20 protein-coding genes and 1 pseudogene are annotated in these 22,039 nt (G+C 36.0%); 19 read left to right on the forward strand and 2 right to left on the reverse strand.

Annotation, left to right across the window (positions count from 1 at the left end; translation table 11 throughout):
- Positions 1–64, reverse strand: a pseudogene (locus tag RV17_RS13290) (PTS fructose transporter subunit IIB); the annotation flags it as partial.
- A gap of 14 nt (positions 65–78) precedes the next feature.
- Positions 79–564, reverse strand: coding sequence for a PTS sugar transporter subunit IIA (locus tag RV17_RS10535; RefSeq protein WP_067481219.1), 486 nt, complete (start codon positions 562–564; stop codon positions 79–81).
- A 171-nt stretch (positions 565–735) separates the two neighbouring features.
- Between RV17_RS10535 and RV17_RS10540 the strand changes: the two genes are divergently transcribed.
- From RV17_RS10540 to RV17_RS10625, 19 genes are all read left to right on the forward strand, one after another.
- Positions 736–1,521, forward strand: a complete 786-nt coding sequence (locus RV17_RS10540) for a DeoR/GlpR family DNA-binding transcription regulator (RefSeq protein WP_071869195.1) — start codon at positions 736–738, stop codon at positions 1,519–1,521.
- A gap of 17 nt (positions 1,522–1,538) precedes the next feature.
- Positions 1,539–1,967, forward strand: a complete 429-nt coding sequence (gene lacA, locus RV17_RS10545; protein ID WP_067481223.1) for a galactose-6-phosphate isomerase subunit LacA — start codon at positions 1,539–1,541, stop codon at positions 1,965–1,967.
- 23 nt (positions 1,968–1,990) lie between these two features.
- The gene (gene lacB, locus RV17_RS10550) at positions 1,991–2,506 is read left to right on the forward strand and encodes a galactose-6-phosphate isomerase subunit LacB (RefSeq protein ID WP_067481225.1); all 516 of its coding nucleotides are present in this window, start codon (positions 1,991–1,993) and stop codon (positions 2,504–2,506) included.
- 15 nt (positions 2,507–2,521) lie between these two features.
- A complete protein-coding gene (gene lacC / locus RV17_RS10555) occupies positions 2,522–3,454 on the forward strand; it encodes a tagatose-6-phosphate kinase (RefSeq protein ID WP_067481227.1) in 933 nt (310 codons plus the stop codon).
- 73 nt (positions 3,455–3,527) lie between these two features.
- Positions 3,528–4,502, forward strand: a complete 975-nt coding sequence (lacD, locus tag RV17_RS10560) for a tagatose-bisphosphate aldolase (RefSeq protein WP_176694878.1) — start codon at positions 3,528–3,530, stop codon at positions 4,500–4,502.
- Between the two features lie 207 nt (positions 4,503–4,709).
- The gene (locus RV17_RS10565; RefSeq protein WP_067481229.1) at positions 4,710–6,653 is read left to right on the forward strand and encodes a PTS fructose transporter subunit IIABC; all 1,944 of its coding nucleotides are present in this window, start codon (positions 4,710–4,712) and stop codon (positions 6,651–6,653) included.
- Between the two features lie 87 nt (positions 6,654–6,740).
- Positions 6,741–8,663, forward strand: coding sequence for a BglG family transcription antiterminator (locus RV17_RS10570; protein WP_067481230.1), 1,923 nt, complete (start codon positions 6,741–6,743; stop codon positions 8,661–8,663).
- A gap of 425 nt (positions 8,664–9,088) precedes the next feature.
- Positions 9,089–10,555, forward strand: coding sequence for a helix-turn-helix domain-containing protein (locus RV17_RS10575; protein WP_071869196.1), 1,467 nt, complete (start codon positions 9,089–9,091; stop codon positions 10,553–10,555).
- Positions 10,556–10,786: 231 nt separating this feature from the next.
- Positions 10,787–12,115: a glycosyltransferase family 2 protein gene (locus RV17_RS10580; protein WP_067481235.1), complete on the forward strand. Its 1,329-nt coding sequence runs from the start codon at positions 10,787–10,789 to the stop codon at positions 12,113–12,115.
- Positions 12,099–12,245 (forward strand): hypothetical protein, encoded by a 147-nt coding sequence (locus RV17_RS13490; RefSeq protein WP_169819339.1) that lies wholly within the window; start codon positions 12,099–12,101, stop codon positions 12,243–12,245. Before RV17_RS10580 ends, RV17_RS13490 begins: the two co-directional genes overlap by 17 nt.
- Positions 12,246–12,414: 169 nt before the next feature.
- Complete coding sequence (locus RV17_RS10585; RefSeq protein WP_067481237.1) at positions 12,415–14,583, forward strand: MucBP domain-containing protein; 2,169 nt, start codon at positions 12,415–12,417, stop codon at positions 14,581–14,583.
- A gap of 14 nt (positions 14,584–14,597) precedes the next feature.
- A complete protein-coding gene (locus RV17_RS10590) occupies positions 14,598–14,990 on the forward strand; it encodes an LPXTG cell wall anchor domain-containing protein (protein WP_071869197.1) in 393 nt (130 codons plus the stop codon).
- Between the two features lies 1 nt (position 14,991).
- Positions 14,992–15,576 (forward strand): WxL domain-containing protein, encoded by a 585-nt coding sequence (locus RV17_RS10595; RefSeq protein ID WP_071869198.1) that lies wholly within the window; start codon positions 14,992–14,994, stop codon positions 15,574–15,576.
- Positions 15,577–15,646: 70 nt separating this feature from the next.
- The gene (locus RV17_RS10600) at positions 15,647–16,714 is read left to right on the forward strand and encodes a WxLIP family cell surface protein (protein ID WP_083571985.1); all 1,068 of its coding nucleotides are present in this window, start codon (positions 15,647–15,649) and stop codon (positions 16,712–16,714) included.
- 27 nt (positions 16,715–16,741) lie between these two features.
- Positions 16,742–18,163: a hypothetical protein gene (locus tag RV17_RS10605; RefSeq protein ID WP_071869199.1), complete on the forward strand. Its 1,422-nt coding sequence runs from the start codon at positions 16,742–16,744 to the stop codon at positions 18,161–18,163.
- Entirely contained in the window at positions 18,160–18,489 is a 330-nt protein-coding gene (locus RV17_RS10610; protein WP_071869200.1) for a hypothetical protein, read from the forward strand. Before RV17_RS10605 ends, RV17_RS10610 begins: the two co-directional genes overlap by 4 nt.
- A complete protein-coding gene (locus RV17_RS10615; protein ID WP_071869201.1) occupies positions 18,476–19,243 on the forward strand; it encodes a class A sortase in 768 nt (255 codons plus the stop codon). The genes RV17_RS10610 and RV17_RS10615 overlap by 14 nt, the downstream gene beginning before the upstream one ends.
- 9 nt (positions 19,244–19,252) lie before the next feature.
- Complete coding sequence (locus RV17_RS10620; protein WP_067481249.1) at positions 19,253–19,573, forward strand: hypothetical protein; 321 nt, start codon at positions 19,253–19,255, stop codon at positions 19,571–19,573.
- Positions 19,574–19,887: 314 nt separating this feature from the next.
- Entirely contained in the window at positions 19,888–22,035 is a 2,148-nt protein-coding gene (locus tag RV17_RS10625) for an Ig-like domain-containing protein (protein ID WP_071869202.1), read from the forward strand.
- The last annotated feature ends 4 nt before the right edge of the window (positions 22,036–22,039 follow it).

Here is a 22,039-nt window from a genome sequence, read left to right on the forward strand (position 1 = left end):
ATGCAGATTTGATTTGGTGGCTTGAGTTAACACCCGCACCACAAGCAGCTAAAATTTTGATCATTTCAGAACACTCCTCTAATTAAAATTCTTTTCTAAAAATGTATAAATTTCCTTTGGGTCTTCATATGAGAAAAATCTTTGTAACTCCTTTTTGTCAACAGAATTGATAAAGTCCATGATGTCTGCCAACATACCCGCTTGTTCTGCACCATTTTCATTTAAAATCATAAATAAAAAGGAAGCATCCAAAGTGTCTGATGGCCGAATCATGTGATGAAATAAAATTGGGTGCGTTAATTTGATTGGAACGATTCGAGTCGTTTTGACGAACTCGCTTTCAGTATGGGGAATCGCAATATCTGGCAAAGATGAATCGATGGGCGATAAGTCTAACCCAGTTGGATAATTGGCCTCTCTTTCTAATAAATGATCGAAAAAGTCTTCAGTGACTAATTCTTTTTCTACTAAATCTAAATAAACTTCCTCAAACACCTCTGTTTGGGTTTGTTTATTTGAAACATAGACTGTTTCGGGGAAAAAGAACGTAGTAGTTGTTGACATATTTCCTCCTCCTTTGTTTGAAAATGTTTGTATATCTCAATTACACCTACAGTATAACCGCTTACATAAGAAAGTCAAGCATCTTTTCAAAAGAAAATAAACATATTTTTGCTTTTCGGTGTTGATATTTGTTTGTAAATGTTTTATTATGTCGTTGGAAAGGTGGTGCCTATGTTGAAAAGTGAACGGCAACGTTCCATTTTAGAATTGTGTGAGCAGTTTGGCGTTATTACGGTGAAAATGATTCAAAAAAATTTACCAGTGTCAGATATGACGATTCGTCGAGATTTAGATGAACTGGCTCAGCAAGGTAAAATCGAGCGTGTGCATGGTGGTGCACAGAGTAAGGGATATGCCGAATCTGCGATAACGATAAGAGAACAGCCACTGACAGGGGTTGAGTTATCTCATACTGAGAAAAAAGCCATCAGTATAGAAGAAAAAAAGTATATTGCAAAAAATGCTGCTAAAAAAATTTCAGCAGGAGATACGATTTTTTTAGGATCTGGAACAACCATCGAATTAATGACTCATTTTATTCAAGAAGGGCCGTTACGGATCGTGACGAACAGTTTGCCAGTTTTTAATTTGCTAGAAAAAAAGGAAGATCTCGAGCTGTATTTAGTAGGTGGTTCTTTTCGTAAGAAGACCGGTGCATTTGTTGGTTCTATGGCAAATGAGACGATTCAAAAACTAAGTATCGAAAAAGCATTTGTCGGCGTGAATGGTATTTTGGACGAGCACGTCTTCACCTTCAGCATTGAGGAAGGAAAGTTCCAGCAATTAGTCTTGGAAAAAGCACACAAAAAATATTTAGTAGGTGATGCGCATAAATTTGGCCATAGCGACTTTTACAATTTTTATTCACTTACTGAAATCAATGGTTTTTTTACGGATTACACAATCTCAGAGGAAATGAAAACTCAATACGAACAATATACTCAAATTTTTAATTGATTAGAGGAGGAGTACAGATGAAAATCGTCATTGGATCAGATGAACAAGGAATGAAATTGAAAGAACCGATCAAAGAATATTTACTTAAAAAGGGTTTTGAAGTGGTTGACAAAAGTGAAACCGCTTCGACTGATTTTATCGAATCAACATTAGCTGTAGCAACAGACGTTTTAGCTGAAGAAGGAAGTCTTGGAATTGCATTTGACGGATATGGTGCAGGAAGTTTCATGACAGCAACAAAAGTGAAAGGTATGGTAGCGGCGGAAGTATCTGATGAGCGTTCAGCTTATATGACTCGAGAACATAATAATGCGCGAATGATTACGATTGGCTCAGAAATCGTTGGTGAAGGATTAGCCAAAAATATCGTCAAAGAATTTTTAGCAGCTGATTATGATGGCGGGCGTCACCAAATTCGCGTAGATATGTTAAATAAAATGGCGTAAAAAGAAAAGGATGGTAAATATTCATGAAAATAGCTATTGGTTGTGACCATATTGTGACAGATGTAAAAATTGCTGTTTCAGATTTTTTGAAAGGCAAAGGATATGAAGTTATTGATATGGGGACATATGACTTTACACGAACACATTATCCTATTTATGGCAAAAAAGTAGGTGAAGCAGTTGTCAGCCATGAAGCAGATTTAGGCGTATGTATATGTGGAACTGGTGTAGGAATTAATAATGCAGTCAATAAAGTTCCTGGTGTCCGTTCTGCTTTAGTTCGCGATATGACAAGTGCGATTTATGCGAAAGAAGAATTGAATGCGAACGTGATTGGTTTTGGTGGGAAAATCACCGGAGAATTTTTGATTTGTGATATTATCGAGGCCTTTATTCAAGCGAAATACCAAGAAACACCTGAAAACAAACGTTTGATTGCAAAAATCGATCACGTTGAAAAAAATCATCCAGAGCAAGCAGATGAACATTTCTTTGATGAATTTTTAGAAAAATGGGACCGTGGCGAGTACCACGATTAAAATGGAGGTGAAAAAATGATTGTCACGATCACAATGAATCCTTCAGTTGACATCTCTTATCCGCTGGAACATTTTCAACTGGATACGGTCAATCGTGTTTCGAAAGTGAGGAAAACTGCTGGCGGTAAAGGATTAAATGTCACACGAGTCTTAGAACAGTTGGGTGCCGATGTTTTAGCAAGTGGCTTATTGGGTGGTGAACTGGGCGATGCCATCCAACATGAATTGACAAGTGCAGGGATTAAACATGCGTTTTCACCTATTAGTGGTAAGACGCGAAATTGCATTGCCATTTTGCATGAAGGGAAACAAACAGAAATTTTAGAACAAGGGCCGGTCATTTCAGCTTCAGAAGCGGAAGACTTTTTAGTTCATTTTGAACAGTTGGCAGAAGATGCAACGATTCTAAGTTTCTCTGGGAGTTTGCCGGCAGGATTACCTGTTGATTTTTATAGTGAAATGTTGGCGATTTGTCAGCAAAAGAAGAAACCAGTCGTACTAGATTGCTCAGGGAAAGCTTTGCAAGCCGTTTTGGAAAGTCAGGAAAAACCAACAGTAATCAAACCGAATCTGGAAGAGTTATCAGAACTATTAGCGTTTGAAGTGACCAATGAGTTGCCAGTTTTAAAAGAAGCATTAAGAAATGAACGTTTCGCTGGGATTGAATGGATCGTTGTTTCACTGGGAGCGCACGGCGCTTTTGCCAAGCATGGAAATACTTTTTATCAAGTAAACATTCCTAAAATCGACGTGGTGAATCCAGTTGGTTCAGGGGATGCGACAGTTGCCGGTATCACCTATGCGTTGGAACAAGGGAAAAGTGCAGAAGAATTATTGAAAATAGCCAATGTTTTAGGAATGTTAAATGCGCAAGAAGCAGTAACTGGTCAAGTAAACTTAATGAATTTCCCTCATTTATATAACCAAATCAAGGTTGCGAAAGTTTAACTAATTATTTGACAAAATACATCAAACATTGAAGTGATTGATGATGAAACTCAATAAGGACGGTGCAAAATCAATGATTGGAACTAAAGGAAAACAAGCATATATTGAGCAATTAACGGATGAAAATAAAATTATCAGTGCATTAGCCATTGACCAACGGGGCGCATTGAAAAAAATGATTGCGAAACATCAAGCAACCCCCGCAACAGATGAACAAATTGAAAACTTCAAAAAAATCGTTTCAGAAGAATTAACCCCGTATGCTTCAGCTATTTTGTTGGATCCTGAATATGGCTTGCCGGCAGCTCAAGCGCGTGCAGAGAGTGCTGGGTTACTTTTAGCTTATGAAAAAACAGGTTATGACGCTTCGACACCGGGACGATTACCCGACCTTTTAGCGGATTGGTCAGTGAAACGGTTAAAAGAACAAGGTGCGGATGCCTGTAAATTTTTATTGTACTACGATGTGGATGAAGCTACCGAAATCAATCAACGAAAACAAGCGTTTATTGAACGAATTGGATCAGAATGTGAAGCAGAAGAATTGCCATTCTTCTTAGAGCTAGTTTCTTATGACGCTGAGAATGCGGATAGCGCATCTTCAGCATATGCCAAAGTTAAACCACATAAGGTGATTGAGATGATGAAAGAATTTTCTCGCGAACGCTATCATGTTGATGTATTGAAAGTAGAAGTCCCAGTCAATATGAATTATGTTGAAGGGTATGCAACTGATGAAGTTGTTTATACACAAGCTGAAGCTGCGGCTTATTTCAAAGAGCAGACAGAAGCAACTTCATTGCCTTTTATCTTTTTGAGTGCAGGAGTGTCTGCCGAGTTGTTCCAAGAAACATTGCGCTTTGCTAAAGCGGCAGGGTCAACATTTAATGGTGTCTTGTGTGGACGAGCAACATGGGCAAATGGTGTGGAACCATTCATTGTTGAAGGGGAAGTAGCTGCACGCAAATGGTTAAACCAAACTGGTCGAGAAAATATCGAGGCATTGAACACTGTATTAAAGGAAACAGCAACGCCAGTTTCCTTATAGATAACATTTAGCTAATAACGTAACTGAGCATTTTTAGCAAAAAAACTGTAGCGATGACGAATAAGTGATCGGCTACAGTTTTTTGTTTTGATTTTTTGAAGTAAAAGCTTTATGACAAAAATTTCCGTTATTTCGGAATCAAATTGTCCTTAATAAAAAGAAACCGTTTTTATATACTAAGTGAGTAGAAAGAAAGGTGGAAGAAAGATGAAAAAAATTGTTGCAATCACCTCTTGTCCAGTTGGAATTGCCCATACATACATGGCTGCTGAAAATTTAGAAAAAGCTGGGAAAGAACTTGGTGTCGAAGTGAAGGTCGAAACACATGGTTCGATTGGTGTAGAGAACGAGTTAACAGCCAGCGACATCAAAGAAGCAGCAGGTGTCATTATCGCGGCTGATACGAAAGTTGATAAATCACGCTTTGGTGGTAAACCACTAATCAATGTGGGTGTTCAAGATGGCATTCATCATGCGAATACATTAGTTGAAGATATCTTAACAGGAAAAGCGCCTGTTTTTGAAAGCGCTCTGACAGATGTTTCTGCTGAGAACAAGGGCGAAACAGAAGGACTAGGGAAAAAAGTTTATAAAAGTTTGATGAATGGTGTTTCTTATATGGTGCCGTTTGTTGTTACCGGTGGGTTGTTGATTGCAATTTCATTGACTTTAGGTGGGACAGCGACGCCAGAAGGAATCAAAATTCCTGAAGGCACGATCTGGGCAACGATGAACAGTATTGGCGGAATTGCTATGGGCTTGATGGTTCCTATTTTGTCAGCGTTTATTGCGCAAAGTATTGCGGATCGTCCGGGCTTAGTTCCAGGGTTTGTCGGTGGCATGTTGGCAGCTAACGGTGCTTTATATGGAAGTGATGCAAACGCTGGTTTCCTAGGTGGGATCATCACAGGGTTCCTGGCTGGATTTATTGCTTTGGGAATCAAAAAAATTCCTGTACCGAAAGCTTTGCAATCCATTATGCCGATTATCGTCATTCCGATTTTAGGTTCACTGGCAGTTGGCTTTGTCTTTATCTATGTTATTGGTGAACCTGTTGCACTTTTGTTTAATTCATTGACACAATTCTTAGCAGGTATGCAAGGTGGAAGTGAAGTTGTTTTAGCGATGATTCTTGGTGCGATGATTGCTTTTGATATGGGTGGACCATTTAATAAAGTTGCCTTTTTATTTGGATCAGGATTGATTGCTGAAGGAAATTACTCAATTATGGGGCCAATTGCAGTTGCAATTTGTATTCCTCCTTTAGCGTTAGGTTTAGCTTCATTGATCTTGAAAACGAAATTTACAAAAACTGAGCGAGAAGCAGGAAAAGCTTCGTTAGCGATGGGCTTGTTTGGGATTACAGAAGGTGCGATTCCATTTGCCTCAACTGACCCATTACGTGTTATTCCAAGTATTGTAGTTGGTGCGATGACTGGTAGTGTAATTGCGATGCTTTCAGGTGTAACTGACCACGTTGCACATGGTGGACCAATTGTAGCGGTGTTAGGTGCAGTTGATCATGTGGCAATGTTCTTTGCAGCAGTGATTGCTGGAATCGCAGTAACTGTTTTAATGTTAAGAATCTTGAAACCAACTTTACAAGTTACACCAGTTGTTGCGACACCAAACGGAGCAATGCACCTAGACGAAGTAGAAGACGCAGAAACTGAACCAACGATTGCTCCAGAAAATTTTGATTCAATCACAGAAATCATGACAGATGATACGATTGTTTTAGACACAACTGAAACAACAAAAGATACCGTTGTTGAAGATTTAGTACAACGTTTAGGGAAAACAGGTCACATTACAGATACAGCAGGGTTTAAAAAAGCAATCTATACTCGTGAAAATGAAAGTACAACTGGAATTGGGATGGGTATCGCAATCCCTCATGGTAAATCAGCCCATGTTACCAAGCCAACACTTGCTTTTGCGAGAAGTCAACAAGGAATTGATTGGCAATCACTCGATGGTGAACCGGCGCATTTGATTTTTATGATTGCTGTTCCAGAAAATAGCCAAGGAGATATGCACTTAAAAATTCTCCAACGTCTTTCACGCAAATTAATGGATGATGACTTCCGTCAAGCATTGATGGAAGCCCCAAATAAAGCGGCTGTTAATCAATTATTAAGCGAAATGTAACATAAGATGAAAAATCGACTGTGATGAGACATAATAGATGTGTTATCATAGTCGATTTTTTTATTCAGAAGGGAGCTTCTTTTCTTAATGAATCAACGCCAGCAATCTTTAATTTATCAATTAATAAAAAATAATAGTTATTTAACTACCAAAGAATTAGCAACGTGCTTCCAAGTTTCTGAGCGCACTATCCATAGTGATTTAAACAAAATCGAAGACTGGTTGAATGCGCACCAATTACCTTTAATTATTGAAAGAAAAAAAGGAACAGGTATTTTACTAGTTGGCTTACCTCATGAAAAAGATCAGGTCAAACGTCTGCTGAATGAAAAGACTGAAACGGAACTGGAGAAAAGCCAGTTAAGGCAATTGTTGATTTTTCATTTGTTAGTTGCAAAAGACGGTCTCAGTCTTGAAGAATTAGCAGAGAAATTATTTGTTGGTCGCCGAACAGTCAGAAAAGAATTAACAGATTTGCAAAGTTTTTTCCAACAACATCATTTAGTGTTAGTGTCAAAAACAAAACTGGGCACATTTATCACCGGTGACGAGCAAGAAAAAAGGCGACTGCTGGTGAAAACATTGCGTAATATGCAAAAGGCAGATCCACAAAGTCCATCCTTGAAGGAATTTTTTGCAAAAGACACACTAAAAGTAATTCAACATACGTTACGAGATGTCTTCTATGAGAATCAGCTAGAGGAACCAGCAGGCTTGTCTACTGTTGAGATTCATATTTATTTTATGTTAGAACGCATGAAGCAATTGCAAAAAGTCAAATTGAGTGAAGATGAAAATGAAGCAGTCAATCATACGCAAGCGCAAAAAATCAGTAGCCAAGTCTTAGCCAAGTTAGCAAACGTGTATCCAATTGAATTTTCACCGGATGAAATCAACTATTTAGCGTTAAGAATTGCTAACTTATTTTCTAAATCTCAGTCTGCTGCACGCTTTCAAGGTGAAGCAGATGAATTAGCCCTTCATTTGATTGATCAAGTTGAGCAATTCTTAGGTTATTCATTGAAAGAAGACCAGCTTTTGGCACAAAATTTAAGTTCTCATTTATCTTCCACTTATTTTCGTTTGAATTATGGATTAACGATTTCAAATCCGTTAACGAAAAATGTTTTTAGCACGTATACGCAATTATTTTTAGTTCTGCAATTGATTTTGGAGGATTATTTTGATAAAGAACCCTTTTATGTGCCGCAAGATGAGATTGCTTATTTGACGATCCATTTCCAAGCGGCAATCGAGCGCCACCAGCATCAAAAAAGTCGGAGATACCAAACGATTTTAGTTAGCGAATACTCAAAGGCAATGGCAACTTTTCTTGAAGCGAGACTTAATCGAGAACTTCCTGAATTGACAATTTTGGATTTAGTTGAGCATAGTTCTGAGCTGAATGCTGAAGAATTTCCACCGGTTGATTTTATTTTGACGACGCTCCCTTTTCAACATGAAAGCATTCCTGTAATCGAAATTTCACCGATGATTACGGAAACCGATTTATCGAGGTTGGCGAAATACATGCTAGAGCATGTGCCAAATAAACGAACAAAAACGTTTGATTTGGCAAATTTCACGAATCCATTCTTGATTTTCCCACATTTAGACTTAACAGACCCTACAGAAATCTTGTCTTTCATGGGAAATGTCTTAGTTGAAAATCAATATGTTCATCCGGAATTCATTGAATCTGTGTTAGAGCGAGATCGCCATTCGAGTACGCGGGTCGCATCACTAATCACGCTTCCCCATGGCAATCCATTTTATGTGAAGCATTCAACGATTTCGATTGCGACGATGAAGCAACCAATTACTTGGCACGGTGAGCAAATCTGTGTTGTTTTGTTGCTGGCGGTCAAGAAAAATGATTTGAAACATCCAGAATTCAAAAAATTATTCTCCGTCATTCATTATTTAGAGAAGCAGCCTGAACGTATGAACGAATTGTTGCAAACAGATCATCCGTTAGAAATTTTAACTTTGTTGTCTAGCTATGAGTAAAAGATATCCAAAGTTAAGAATAGTTGAACATATTTTTTTGGATAATAAATGTTTTTTTATATCTGACATTATTCCGTATAGGATGTTCAAATCCATTTTGCTACTTTATTAGCGAAATATTTGTATTATAAAAAAAGTATGGTATCATTAAGTTAGTTCAAATTATTAGATTTTCTTAAGGTAACACTGCCCGTTAGTGAAGTTTCAGGCAGTGTTACTTTTTTTGTTTATTTATGAAATAAAATTAGTTAAAATGTTATTATAAAAAAAACATTGTGTTTTTTTAGTAAAGAGTTCTTTTGTTAATTATGGCGATCATTTTGATGAAAGTAATATGTTAATTAAGTTTGGGTAGGACTGAACGTTATTGCGTACATAATAATAGGAGATAAAATTGGAAAAGTTAGGGAATATAGGTGAGCAAAATGAATCATTTAGTTGACGGGATGTTTGAAACCTTATTTTTTGAGTCAAACAGTCGAAACAAACTTCATTTATTTAAATATTTGATTGTGCAAGAACAAAAAGTTTCGTTAAAAAGTGTAGCAAAACAGTTTAATCTTTCCTATCAAGGAATACAAACATTGACGAAAGAAATTATTCAAGATGAGTTACAAGAACATGGTCAATCGCAATTTATCTTAAAAACGGGAAAGGTTCTTCAGGAGCAAGAAGTACAATTATTTACGATTGACAGTTATCGTTTATTTTTGCTAAAAAAAGAAAGTGTCACGTTTACCTATTTGGTTTATAAAGTGCGTCATCCTAATAAAAATGAACTCAGTTATGCGCAAAAACATTTGATTAGTATCTCAACTTTTCACCGGAAAATTCAGTTGCTAAAAAGCGTGCTAGCCGTTTATCAAATGAATCTAACGCTTAAAACGACAAACGATCTTCAAGAAACGGCTTATCGGACCTTTCTTTACTTTTCATTATGGTGGGGATATCGCGGTCAAGAAAATTTATTTACTTATCTAGGTAATGAAAAGAAATATCAGGTGATTGCGAGTCAAGATAGCTCATTTATCACAAAACAGCAGCTGGTTTTGCTATTAAATGTGTTGGAAAGTCGCTATTTATTAAAAAAATATTTAACGAATTTTGAGTTACAGGACGGATTACATACCCTCTTTTACGATTATGGAGCTCCTTATGCTGAATTATGGCATCACACACCGAAAAAGGTCAGAAGTGCAGAGAAAAAATTCTTGAGCACGTTTATCAATTTGTTTATCTTGAATGAGCGAATCGCCACGGAACAAAAGAGAGTATTTGCCAGACAACAATTAAAACAAAACAAACAATTAGCCGAGTTTGTCAAAACGTACCTGAGATTACTTGAAAAAAATCAATTTGAAATCATCAGTGACAGTGAGTTTGTGTATGATGTCTTGCTTTTTTCAGGAATGGTCAACAACTTGATTGGGGAAGAAGCCAAAGAAATTATCCAGCTTATTCAACAATTGTTACCAGCTAGCTATCAAAAAACGTTAGTCGCATTGAAAGGAAAAGTGATTGAGCAGGAAGAACTACAACTCGCAACAAAAAGCAGACCTTTATTGGTGCTCTGTGTATTGTTGACACTTCACTACCGTAAGTATCGCGTGCCATCAGTGACCGTTGGTTTACCTAAAGAATTGGGAATCATATGTATCAAGGATTTGCAATCATTTTTGGGAAGCTTTGGCTTTGTCAAAGTCATTATTCTTGAGGATATTTCAACTAACTCCTGTGATTTACTTTTAATCAATTATTCGCTCATGAAACAAAAGGTGCCAAAAAAACAACGATATTATTATTGGGATCAAAGTAATTTTCCAGAAAATTACACCGCACTTGAAAGAAAAATTTTTGAAGAAAAAAATAGAAGAACTACTGAAAATCATTGAGTTTTCAGTAGTTTTTTTATTTTTTTAAAAGATAAGTAGAGACTGATTCCATGAAATTTGAAAAAGTGTAATTTATTTTTTGAATTTTGAAGAGGAAAGCATAAATTATGCTTGTTATACTAATTTTCGTTGGCTGACTTCTCAATATCTGAAAAAAATTTTTTAAAATAATGGGAAGTTGACTATCCAAGAGGGTGCTACTATTTAATAGAAGGACAGGAGGAATTTTAATTGTTTACGTTACCAAATTATTTATTTGAACCGCTATCTTGGATTTGTACAGCGTTGATTGTACTTGTTTTTGCAAATCTATTATTTTTTACAGCATTATCTGTTTTTGGTCTCATCACGCCAAAAAGAGATTATGAAATAGTTGCTCCGAAAAAGAAATTTTTATTTTTGATTCCTGCGCATAACGAAGCGGCAGTAATCAAAGAAACTGTCGAAGCGTTAGTTCATCAGGATTACGATCCTAACTTATTTGACATTGTGGTGATTGCTGATAACTGCACTGATAATACAGCAGAGATTGTACGGAGTATTGGCAAAGCAAAAGTGTTTGAAAACACATCGAAGCCTGATGAACCAAGAGGGAAACCACATGCAATTGCAAGCTTCATCAATAATGAAAGTTGGCAAGAGTATGATTATATTGCATTTATTGATGCGGATAATATTGTGGAACCTAACTACTTAACAGAAATGAATTCACAAAGTATTGCTCATCCGGAATTTGTAGTCATCCAAGGATATTTGGGTATGAAAAATGTGTTTACATCGATTACAGCATCTGGTTATTCTGCTGTGTACTTTATTACTAATCGTGCGGTTCAATTTGCCAATTATGTTTTAGGCTGGAATGCAGCGATTGGTGGCACAGGATTTATTTTAGACACAAAATATTTAATGGAACGTGGCTGGAATCCAAGAAGTTATACCGAAGATTTCGAGTTGCAAGTGGAGTTGTCAATGAATGGGTTAAGAAGTGGTTGGAATCAGTTTGCAGTTGTCCATGATGAAAAACCAAATAGCTTTTTAGCAAGCCATCATCAACGAACACGTTGGGCGCAAGGACACTGGTATGTAGCATTTTCAACAACTTTTAAACAAATTAAGTCGTTATTTAAATCAAAACACTTCAATGAACTAATGAGTAAGATTGAAACCTTATTTTATTCTTATTCAATGGTTCGTCCGGTAGCTTACTTAATTATTTTAGCATTAGGAATTATTGATATTCGTTTGTTGAAATACTTACCTAATTTGTTTTCTGTTATCACATTCTGGTTAACAATGGAAGCATTCAACTTTTTGATTATACCGACCGTTTACTTTATTGAAGAAGGTAAGGACTATTTCCAATTGAAAAACACTTGGTGGAAAAAAATCCTGTTTTTCATTCGCTTGGTTTACTGCTTTATTTATAATTCGTTAACGTATATGATTGCGCAAATCGTAGGCTTCTTTACGTGGTTCAAGCCACAAAACAAATGGAACAAAACAGTACATTCCGTACAATACAAAGATTTGGAAGGTGAACAATATGCAAGCACAAAATAATTTGAAGTTAGATCAAAAAACAAGTCGTCATCAGACGGAGAAAGAACATCGCGCAGGTTATTTCGGAAAAAATTTGGTTTATTTAGTGGTAATTGCAGGAATTTTAGCATTTTTCTTTATCAGTGCATAAGTCTTAACTAGCGTAATTAGCTTGTGAAAGTTTATTCATTCTTTGAAATTGAAAAATTTTTTTAAATATTAAAGAGGAAAAGGTTTTTTATGATTAGTACAATGGGTTTGTAAGTAAATAACAGCGAAATGTTATTTAGGTGCAATACATTTGAAGGGAGGTGAAAGAAGTGAAAAGTTCAGCATATAAGAAGTTTGTTTTATTAAGTAGCGTGTTTCTAACTTTATCAGTAACAAATGATCTTGTAACAATTGTTTATGCAGAAACAGCTGACCAAACAACTCTCTCATCGGAAGCAACAGAAACAACAACCACTCAAACCTCTGAAAATTTAAGTGAGACAACAAATACTTCCGAAAAAGAGTCCAGTGAAAAAAATATTTCAAGTTCCATTATAACGGAAACTGAAACGAGTGCAACAGAAAAAGAAACAACAGCAGATGATGCAATCAAAAAAGACGTTCTCCCCGGAATAACTCCAAAAATTGCTACCGGCTCTGTTTCTTATAAAGCTAACTCTAGTGAATATACGTTAAATACAACTTATACAGGGACGATTACGTTGAGCAACAAAGATGGTGATTCGATTCCTGCAGGTACAACAATCGTTATTTCTATTCCGTCAGAAGCAATTGATTATAGCACGATTGATTTAACAGATGAAAACATTTCAAATTATTTTGATGTAACAATTGATGAAAGTGCGGGAACGCTCACGTTCGTGGTCAAAAAAGATATTGTTGGTAATACTACAATTTCGGCTGATTTTCATACAAAAGTAATTGGAACCCCTGGAACAACGTATAATGTGTCTGCAACGACGACATCAAACGGACAGGACATACCAACAATTGTTGGCACGCCTAAGTTAAAAGTAAATACCAATACACCGCCAATTTATAATTATGTTAACTCTTATTGGGGGATTTCAAATAGTAATCCTGGAAATTTTGTTGCAAGAGATGGCTCTGATATAGGTGGACTACCAACTGGTAATTTTAATCGTACGTCAGACGTGATTCAAAACTTTATTGAGGTAAACTATACTGGAGAAAACATTTTGCCTTCTGATTGCTTTTATCGTTTTGCTTGGTACATCGAACCAGTAGGAAACGGAAAAGTGACTATTACAGACGAAGACATAGCGAATATTGTTGTTCGAGATACGTTAACACAAGCAGTGATTCCTAAACAATATTACAAAGTGTATCGGGATTCTGGAAAGCCAGACAACAATGAAATTTGGATCGATTTACAGTCTGAAGACGTTTCGGGAGGCTATATCAAACGAGATGGTCGCTACGAAGCAAGTGTCAGCGCACATGCTAATAATGATAGTATCACTTACCCAAGTCAAGCTTATATCTATATGGCTACAGCTAATGGTGGGAATATCGGTGGTGGCGCACATTTTGATTTGAATAACCGGTTCTTGACGACTGGTGACAGTACCGTTTTTGCTAACTTAACTGTTGAAGATAAAACATTTTATGTTGGTGATCTAACAGACGAAAATATTAAAGAAAAATTATTAGAAAATATTACGGCTAGAGACACTGAAGATGGCGATATCAGTAAAGATGTGACAGTTGATTATAGTAGTGTTCAACCGAATACGCCAGACAAGTACCAAGTCACTTATTCTGTGACAAATTCTTCTGGACATCTCTCAACGAAGACGGCAACCGTTACGATTTTGGAAAAACAAGATGGTGCGCCAGTTACTGTGAAGTATGTTGATGAAGATCAAAATGAAATTGCTGAAGCAAAGGTTCTAAATGGAAAAGTTGGCGATCCTTATACTTCTCAAGCAGCAACAATCGATAACTATACTTTATTAGATGAACCTGATAATAAAGAGGGGCAATTTACAGATAAACCTCAAACAGTCACATATATTTATCAAGGCAAACTTCTCTTTGTTGATGCGCCAACTCAACTGCAATTTGGCGAGCACACCATTTCAGCAGGAGATGAAACTTACTCTTTAGAATCTTTGGATAAGAACTTACTCGTCCAAGATTTACGTAAAAATGGATCTACTTGGAGCTTAACTGCAAAATTGAATCAAGAATTCATTGGCACAACAACGAGCAAAAAATTAGGTGCTACACTGTATTACAATAATCCGACACAAGGTAAACAAGCAATCACAACAGACGAAAGTGTCGTTATCCATAATCAAACAACAAGCAACCATGATGAACAGAATGTGTCTCAAGACTGGCAGTCAAAACCCGACACTCTTCAATTATTCGTTCCTGGTGGAAAAGCTGTTGCGGATACGTACGATGCAACGATCGAATGGGATCTAAACGATGTTGTAGCAAATGAATAAGGGGATAGAAAGCTATGAAAAAAAGAAACAAGCGATTCGCTGCATTACTATCCTTGATCTTATTCTTTGGTTTTGCTTCACAGGTTCAAGCAGAGCAAGTCGCTGATTCTGGTGGAAGTAAAGCAAACGTTGGTTTTTACAAAACAGAGGATAGTAGTACAAGTGATTCACAAGAAGATTCAAACAATCAGATCATCAATAATAACGATCAAACAACAAATAATACAGTGAACAACGATACAAGACAACTTGTTCCTGATACGACACAATCAGGTTCTTACAAAATAAGCTCTGGCATCCTGCCCAAAACAGGTACTGTTAACTCAGACCCGATTACACTTCTTGGAGTTGCCATGATGATTATTGGGGTCATTTATTTATTAAAAAAACGAAAAGAGGAATTTTAAAATGAAAAAAGCAATTATGGGAATCGTATTATCTGCAACTTTATTATCTGCAACAGCTGGGGCAACTGTTTATGCTGCTGACATTGATCAAAAAGATACAACTGGTGAAGTTGGGTTTAAAGCACCAGATACTGGCGCTTTGACACTTGTAGAGGCTGCTGACCTAGACTTTGGTATGCATGAAATCTCAGCTACTGACCAAAACTATACAACTGAATCAGATACTTTCAGCAAAGTTCAAGATTTACGTGGTACTGAAGCTGGTTGGGCATTACAAGTTTCTGAAGCTGGTCAATTTAAAAATAACACACATGAATTAACAAATGCACAAATTACATTAGTTTCACCAACGATTGATACAAGTTCAACAGCAGTTGCTCACGAAAAAGCAGGTGTTGTTTTGAAGACTACCAATGAAGCAGCAGTCATCATGGATGCTCAAACAGGTGAAGGTAATGGTTTAGCAATTGAAGATTTTGCTAAAGGTGCTGCATCTTTAAGCGTTCCTGGTGCAACAGTTAAAGTGGCTGGTCAATATACTACTACGCTTAACTGGGTATTGACAGATGGAGTTGCAAACAACTAACCATTTGTAAACGTGTAGGAATAGACAGTCATCCGGCTATCTATTCCTATTTTTTTGAAGGAGAAAAAAGATGAAAAACAAAGTCAAGGCTTTTTTATTATGTGCTATTTCAGTAGGTACGTTTTACTCATTTCAAAACGTGTCTGCTTCTGCGGTTGATTTTCAAGTAAATCCATTACCTTCTGAGAAACAGGTAGATAAGTCGTTATCGTATTACGATTTACAGCTGAAACCGAAAGAAGCAACAGAGTTAGTCGTTCAAGTGACGAATAATGCCAACCATCCAATTGTAGTCGATACAAATGTGGATCATGCATCAACAAATAGTAATGGTGTTGTGGAATATAAGAATAGTCAACAGTTTGAAGTAGCAAACTTAACAAATGATATGAAACAGTTGGTGAAAGTCCAAGTCGATAAAATTGCGCTAAAAGCCAATGAAACAAAAGAATTAACTTATACAATTACTGCGCCAGAAAAAACGTTTGATGGAGTTGTAGCAGGCGGAATCAATTTGATAGAAGAGATTTCTAAAGAAACGCAAGACAGTGCTGCAAATAAGAGCAGTATGGCAGTCCAAAATCAATATGGATACACGATTGCACTTATTTTACATGGCGAAAAAGAAATCACAAAGCCGATTGTCGAAGCTGGCAAAATCAAGGTGGAACAAATTAACGGCCGAAATAGTATTAAATTCCCTCTAAAAAATACCAGTGCAATGTTTATCAATAAGTTAAATGTGAAGGGGGACATTCGCAAAGCCGATGAAGAAAAGGTGTTATACACCACGAAAATCGAAAACGGGCAACAAGCGCCAAACTCAGTGTATAACTTTGATATTCGAACCGATGGAAAAGAATTGAGTCCGGGTAAATACACGGCAACTCTGACTGCTGAATCAAAAGGAGAAAAATGGGAATTCAAACAAAATTTCACTATTTCGAAAAAAACAGCAGCTGATTTAAATAAAACGGCAATAACTAAGGAAGAAGATCACACGATGCTTTACCTGATTCTTCTAGTATGTGGTATTTTATTACTTCTTTTTATTATTATCTTTATCTACATTCGTAAGAAAAATCAGAAAATCAAAAAATTAATGAATGAACTACAGAAAGAAGATAGCGCCAGCTAAATAGTAGCTATTTTAAAGAGGAATCGTATGAAGGAACTATTTGAAAAAGAGACGTTAGCAAAGCTGATGTTATTCTCATATATTGATAATTTAGACACTGACTCTTTTGCAGTCAAAGATATTGAAAAACAATTTGACTTAACTTATTTTCGGGCAAATAAACTTTTAGGTTTATTAATCGAAGACTTTAAAACGATGGAGCTGGATGATTACTTCTTTATCTCCAAAAATAAAAGTAAATATATTTATAAGAAAAACTGTTTGGATTCTATCAATCGTTTGATTTGGAAATATGGTAGAGAATCTTATTTATTTAGTCTTTTAGATTACTTCTTAAAAAATGGTATGAACACCAAAGAAATAATGGAGAACTATAGCTATTACCACTATGTAAGTGTTTCTTATTCCTATGTCATCAAAAATAAATTGGAAGCATTTTTGGAGATGCACCAAATGAATTTTTTGGTTGAAAATGTAAGTGAAAGCAAGTTACGCATTTTTTTAGCACAGATTTATTTTTATATTTTTAAAAATTATGAAAATCCTTTTTCAGCGGAAGAGTGGACAACTGCGCAAGCTTTTATTGAGGAATTACAAGAATTAAAAGTAATCGAGCCAATTGAAAAATTGAAAAAAACAAAACTTCTGTATTATTGTTTGGTTTCTTTTTTTAGGGTAGAAAACAAGCAAAATAGTGGCGATGAGGTATTGCTTGTATCAACTGATGAACGCTATATGGAACCAATTATCTTAAGTTATCGCAAATTTGCGGAAAATCGGGATGAAGTCAAAACTGAAGACGTCATCACGTTGATCAACTATTTGAGAGTCAACCATTATCTTTTTCAGGAAAAAGACAGTAGCTTAAAAAAAGAAAATGATCTTATGCAACTAACACGCAATTTGTTAACTACAGTAGGAATCGAACAACCAGATGAAAAGCTTAATAACCAGTTATACGAATTGTTGTTTAAATTTTCTTATTACAAAGATAGTCTATTAGACGGTCATTTTTATGTCATCTTAGATTTCTTTTTTGATGGTTTTGGTCAAGAAGCAGAGCGAATTTTACAATTTTTGCGTAATAAAGAAACGATTGCGGTGATTGGTAATCAAGCGGAAAGCCAACAACTATTATTAGAAACACTTTTACTTATCATCAACAGTCAAGCCTATCGAAATCAAAAACAAGCAATCACAATCACGATTGATTTCACTTTAGGAGAAGAATACAACAAGTACATTGCCAATAATATTGTGCATTTGCCGTTTGTTACCCTAAAAGTCGATAATCAGTACTCGGCTCAAACAGATATCTATCTATCAGATGTTCTATCCGAAGTAGTTGAGAGTGAATACTTAATTTGGAATAGTCCGCCAAGTTCAAAGGATTGGAAAGTCTTTGGGAATTTGGTATCAAAAATTTATGGAATGAGAAATAGCTTATGAAAAAATATTTAATCGTTTTTTTGTTTAGTTCGGTTATGATGATGAATGGTGAAAAAGCAAGTGTTCCTAAACTTTATCATGCAGAAGAAGATGTGGTACACGAAGAAGAGCATACCCGTGAAACAAGTGTTGGCTTCTATGAAAAAAAGTTGAGGAAGAAAAAATCAGCACAACCAGTTGTTGGTTTTGCACCAAGTAATGGGATTAGTAAGAAGAAAGTCGCGAATTTTGGAAGTAGCTCAATCCCGGTAACTAAATTGGGGAATGTTTTCGAAAGTCTGTCCGGTACGCTTATCTTTGGAGGAAAATCGAATGAAAAAGAATAAAAAAGTTTATTTTCTGCTGTTTTTCTACATTGCTTTAGCGTTGGTCGCTTATCGGTACATTGAAAATTCAATTTTTACACAGCACATAGTAACTGCCGAGTATACGGTGGGCGACAACGTAGCAAACTTACCAACGATTCCATTTGAAGAAGTGCAGTCTGCGACGATGAATGATGTGTTTACGTTGAAAAATGAGGAGTCAACGGCAATCGGTGCATTATCAATCCCTGAATTAACATTAGCTGTTCCGATTTTTCCTGGAATCAGTCAAAGTGCTATGCTTATCGGTGCAGCGTCTATGTATCCGAGCCGGAATCCATTGAAAGAAAATATGATTTTTCTAGGACATCATTTAAGCGAAAAAGGTTTATTGTTTGGAAAATTAGTAGATGCGAAAAAAGGACAGCATATTGATATGACGTATTTAGGCAAAAGCTATCACTATGTAATAAGCGAGAAAAAGATAATTGATGAAAAAGAAGTCAATTACATCGAAGAAAATCCAGAAAAGACAGTAACGCTATTGACGTGTGATAAGGCAGCAGCAACAACAAAGCGCATTTTAGTTAAGGCAAAAATGATCGAGGATACACAAACAGCATTAACAAAAAAACAACTTTCAGCAAAAGAGCCACTTCAAATGATTGAACAGGTGAACAAAAAGGCAATGCATAAAGTTTATTTACAAATCGCCTTGTTTGGTTTGTTTGCAATCGTTGGAACAGGTGTCGTTTTATTTAGCAATAAGATTTGAGGTGTCACAATGAATTATTATGGAAAAATATCAAGTTATAAACAAAGATATTACTTGGAAAGAATTGCTAGCTTGAATCAAAAACTTCCGCGAATGGGTGCCTATAATTACCAAATAGAAACAATATTTTTAGAAAACTACTGTCCAGTTACATCTATTTCACTTTATCAAAAAAAGAAATGGATCAAAACTTGGCGAATCAGTGTTCAAAATGATGCCAATATCATTAGAAAAACAAAGGATGATTTTGTCATTGGCATTGATGGTCAATGGACGAATGCCAAAAATAAGATTTTAAATGATGCAAAATCGATTATTTTACAATCATAAATAACTTAAAAGTTGAAATGCCCGATATGAATTGTATCAGGTATTTTTTTTATTGTTTCAAAGCGTTTTTTTAATATAAATCATTAGTTTTTATGGTTTTTAGTTATTTTAATTATAATAATTATTTTTAAAGTATATTTTCATTCGAATAAAATAACTTTTATATTTTAATTTTTTGTTATATTTTAATATTGATGTTTCTTTTTATAGGTGTTATATTAGTTGTTGTAAGCGGTTGTTACATAATTTGTTTATTTTTTGATATTATCGTTATAACTGTAATTACATAAAAATAAGTGTAGAGGTGTTTTGTTATGAAAAAATCATCAATTATTTTATCGTTATCAGGAGTTCTTTTTTCAGTCGCGCTATTAGGTCAAGCGCAATCAGTTAAAGCCGAGACAAGCCAGCCAGCTATTGAGGTTAAACAAGTAGAAAATAACGTAGATGTGTCGACGTGGGAAGAGTTTAAAGAAGCAATTAATGATGACACAGTGACAGATATCAGCTTGTCTTCCGATATCACAATGGCGACGACAGAATCAATTACGAACTTATCGAAAAATATTCATGGTAACGGACATACGATTGATGCCGACTTACATCAACTTTATTTTACGAAAGCAGATGCGGTTGGTTTGATGGAAAATGTGAAAATTATCAACACAGATATTTATGGACTACTTTGGAGTTCACATACAGCAAATATTACATATAAAAACGTTGAACATACAGGAAGACAAATGATTTATTTACCAGAAGGAAAGCTAACTTTAGATGGTAATGTATCTAGTGTTTCTACAACAGAAGAAGTTTATCAAGGAAAAGAATTAGAAGTGAAACCAGGTGCCGTAATTAACTTTGAAAATGAATCAACGGGACTTGCAGCGGTACATATGGCATATGCAGATGGAACTTTATTCGTTGGCAAAAATGCTGAGGTCACGATTAAATCTAATTCAACGGCTATTCAAGGAGGAAGCGATTTCTCATTTGTCAATGAAGGAAAGATTGAGTCAACTTCCACAGATGATCGAGGAATTAAATTGGGAACCGGAAGTACGTTGGAATTGAAAGATGGTAGTTCTTTAAAAGTACATACGGACGATACAGTTTATGAAAGTATTTTAGTTACTTCTGGTAATTTCTTCGTACGAAAAGGTGCGACTGTTGAAGCTGATTCAAATGGTAACCACAGTACAATCATCGCAGGAAAAGAAATCGTTTTCGAAAATGGGTCAAACTATTCAATTACCAATCATCACTCAGAGGGCCCTATTTTAGGTGGCTATGCAACAACAGCGCATGTAACTTTGGATTCACCAACAGGCTACAATCTTTGGTGGATTGACAGTGTAGAAGAAGCAACGCCTGAAGAAGTAATTGCGGGGCCGGTAAAATCGTCATTTAATATCTCGGGGTATACACATACAGGAATTAAGACCACGGATTTCTCATCAACTGATTCACATTTTGAAACGACACCATTTACAAATTACGGAAAAATTCAAGGGGGGTCATTTGTTGATGATGGCATCGTTATTGAGAAACCAGTTTTCAATGCAGTAACGGATCAAGACAAAGAGTTAACTGGAACAGGAACGCCGGGGGCGACAGTTAATGCGTATGTGAATGGTGACTTGATTGGAACAGGAACAGTGGATTCAGAAGGAAACTGGACAATCACAATTGATCCACAGGCAGAAGGAACGAAAGTTGATGTGAATCAAGTTGTTGATGGAAAAGAAAGTGAAATGGTTTCACAAGTAGTTACTCATGAAGAAAAAGTTGATGCGCCTGTTTTTAATGTTGTCAATGATAAAGACAAACAGTTAACAGGACTTGGCGTACCAGGTGCAACAATCAATGCTTATGTAGATGGCGTATTACTTGGAACGGGAACCGTAGAAGCGGATGGTCGTTGGACAATCACGATCGAACCACAAACTGAAGGAACAAAAATTGACGTGAATCAAGTCATTGATGGAAATGAAAGTGAGTTTGTTTCACAAATTGTTAGCCACTTAGATCAGACTGTTAACTTCTTCAAAACAGGTTATTGGCAAAGTTATGGGTTGATTTTAGAAGGATCAATGGATAACGGGAACTTAGATTTAACAAATCAAGATGCTGCGAAGAAAACGCTTCATTTGACAGCTGCAGACGGAACAGAGGTTGGTACGATTGCCTGTGCAAATCAAGATTGGTATAATCATGGTGTTTTCAATGGCTATCAAGGCATTATTGACAACACATTACTAGGTGGATTAGAACCCGGGGAATATAAACTTAGCGTAACGTTGCAAGTTGGCGACTTTGACGAAACACAAGATTTAAATGTAACAGGATCTGTACGTGATGATTATCAGCATGTGTTTACAGACATTGAAGAAACGACAGTTGGTAGTCATACGATTTCAACATTGGACAAAGATGGAATTGGTTATTTAGTTGTAAAATAAAGGA

The sequence above is a fragment of the Enterococcus thailandicus genome (genome assembly GCF_001886265.1).
Lineage (GTDB): Bacteria > Bacillota > Bacilli > Lactobacillales > Enterococcaceae > Enterococcus_B > Enterococcus_B thailandicus.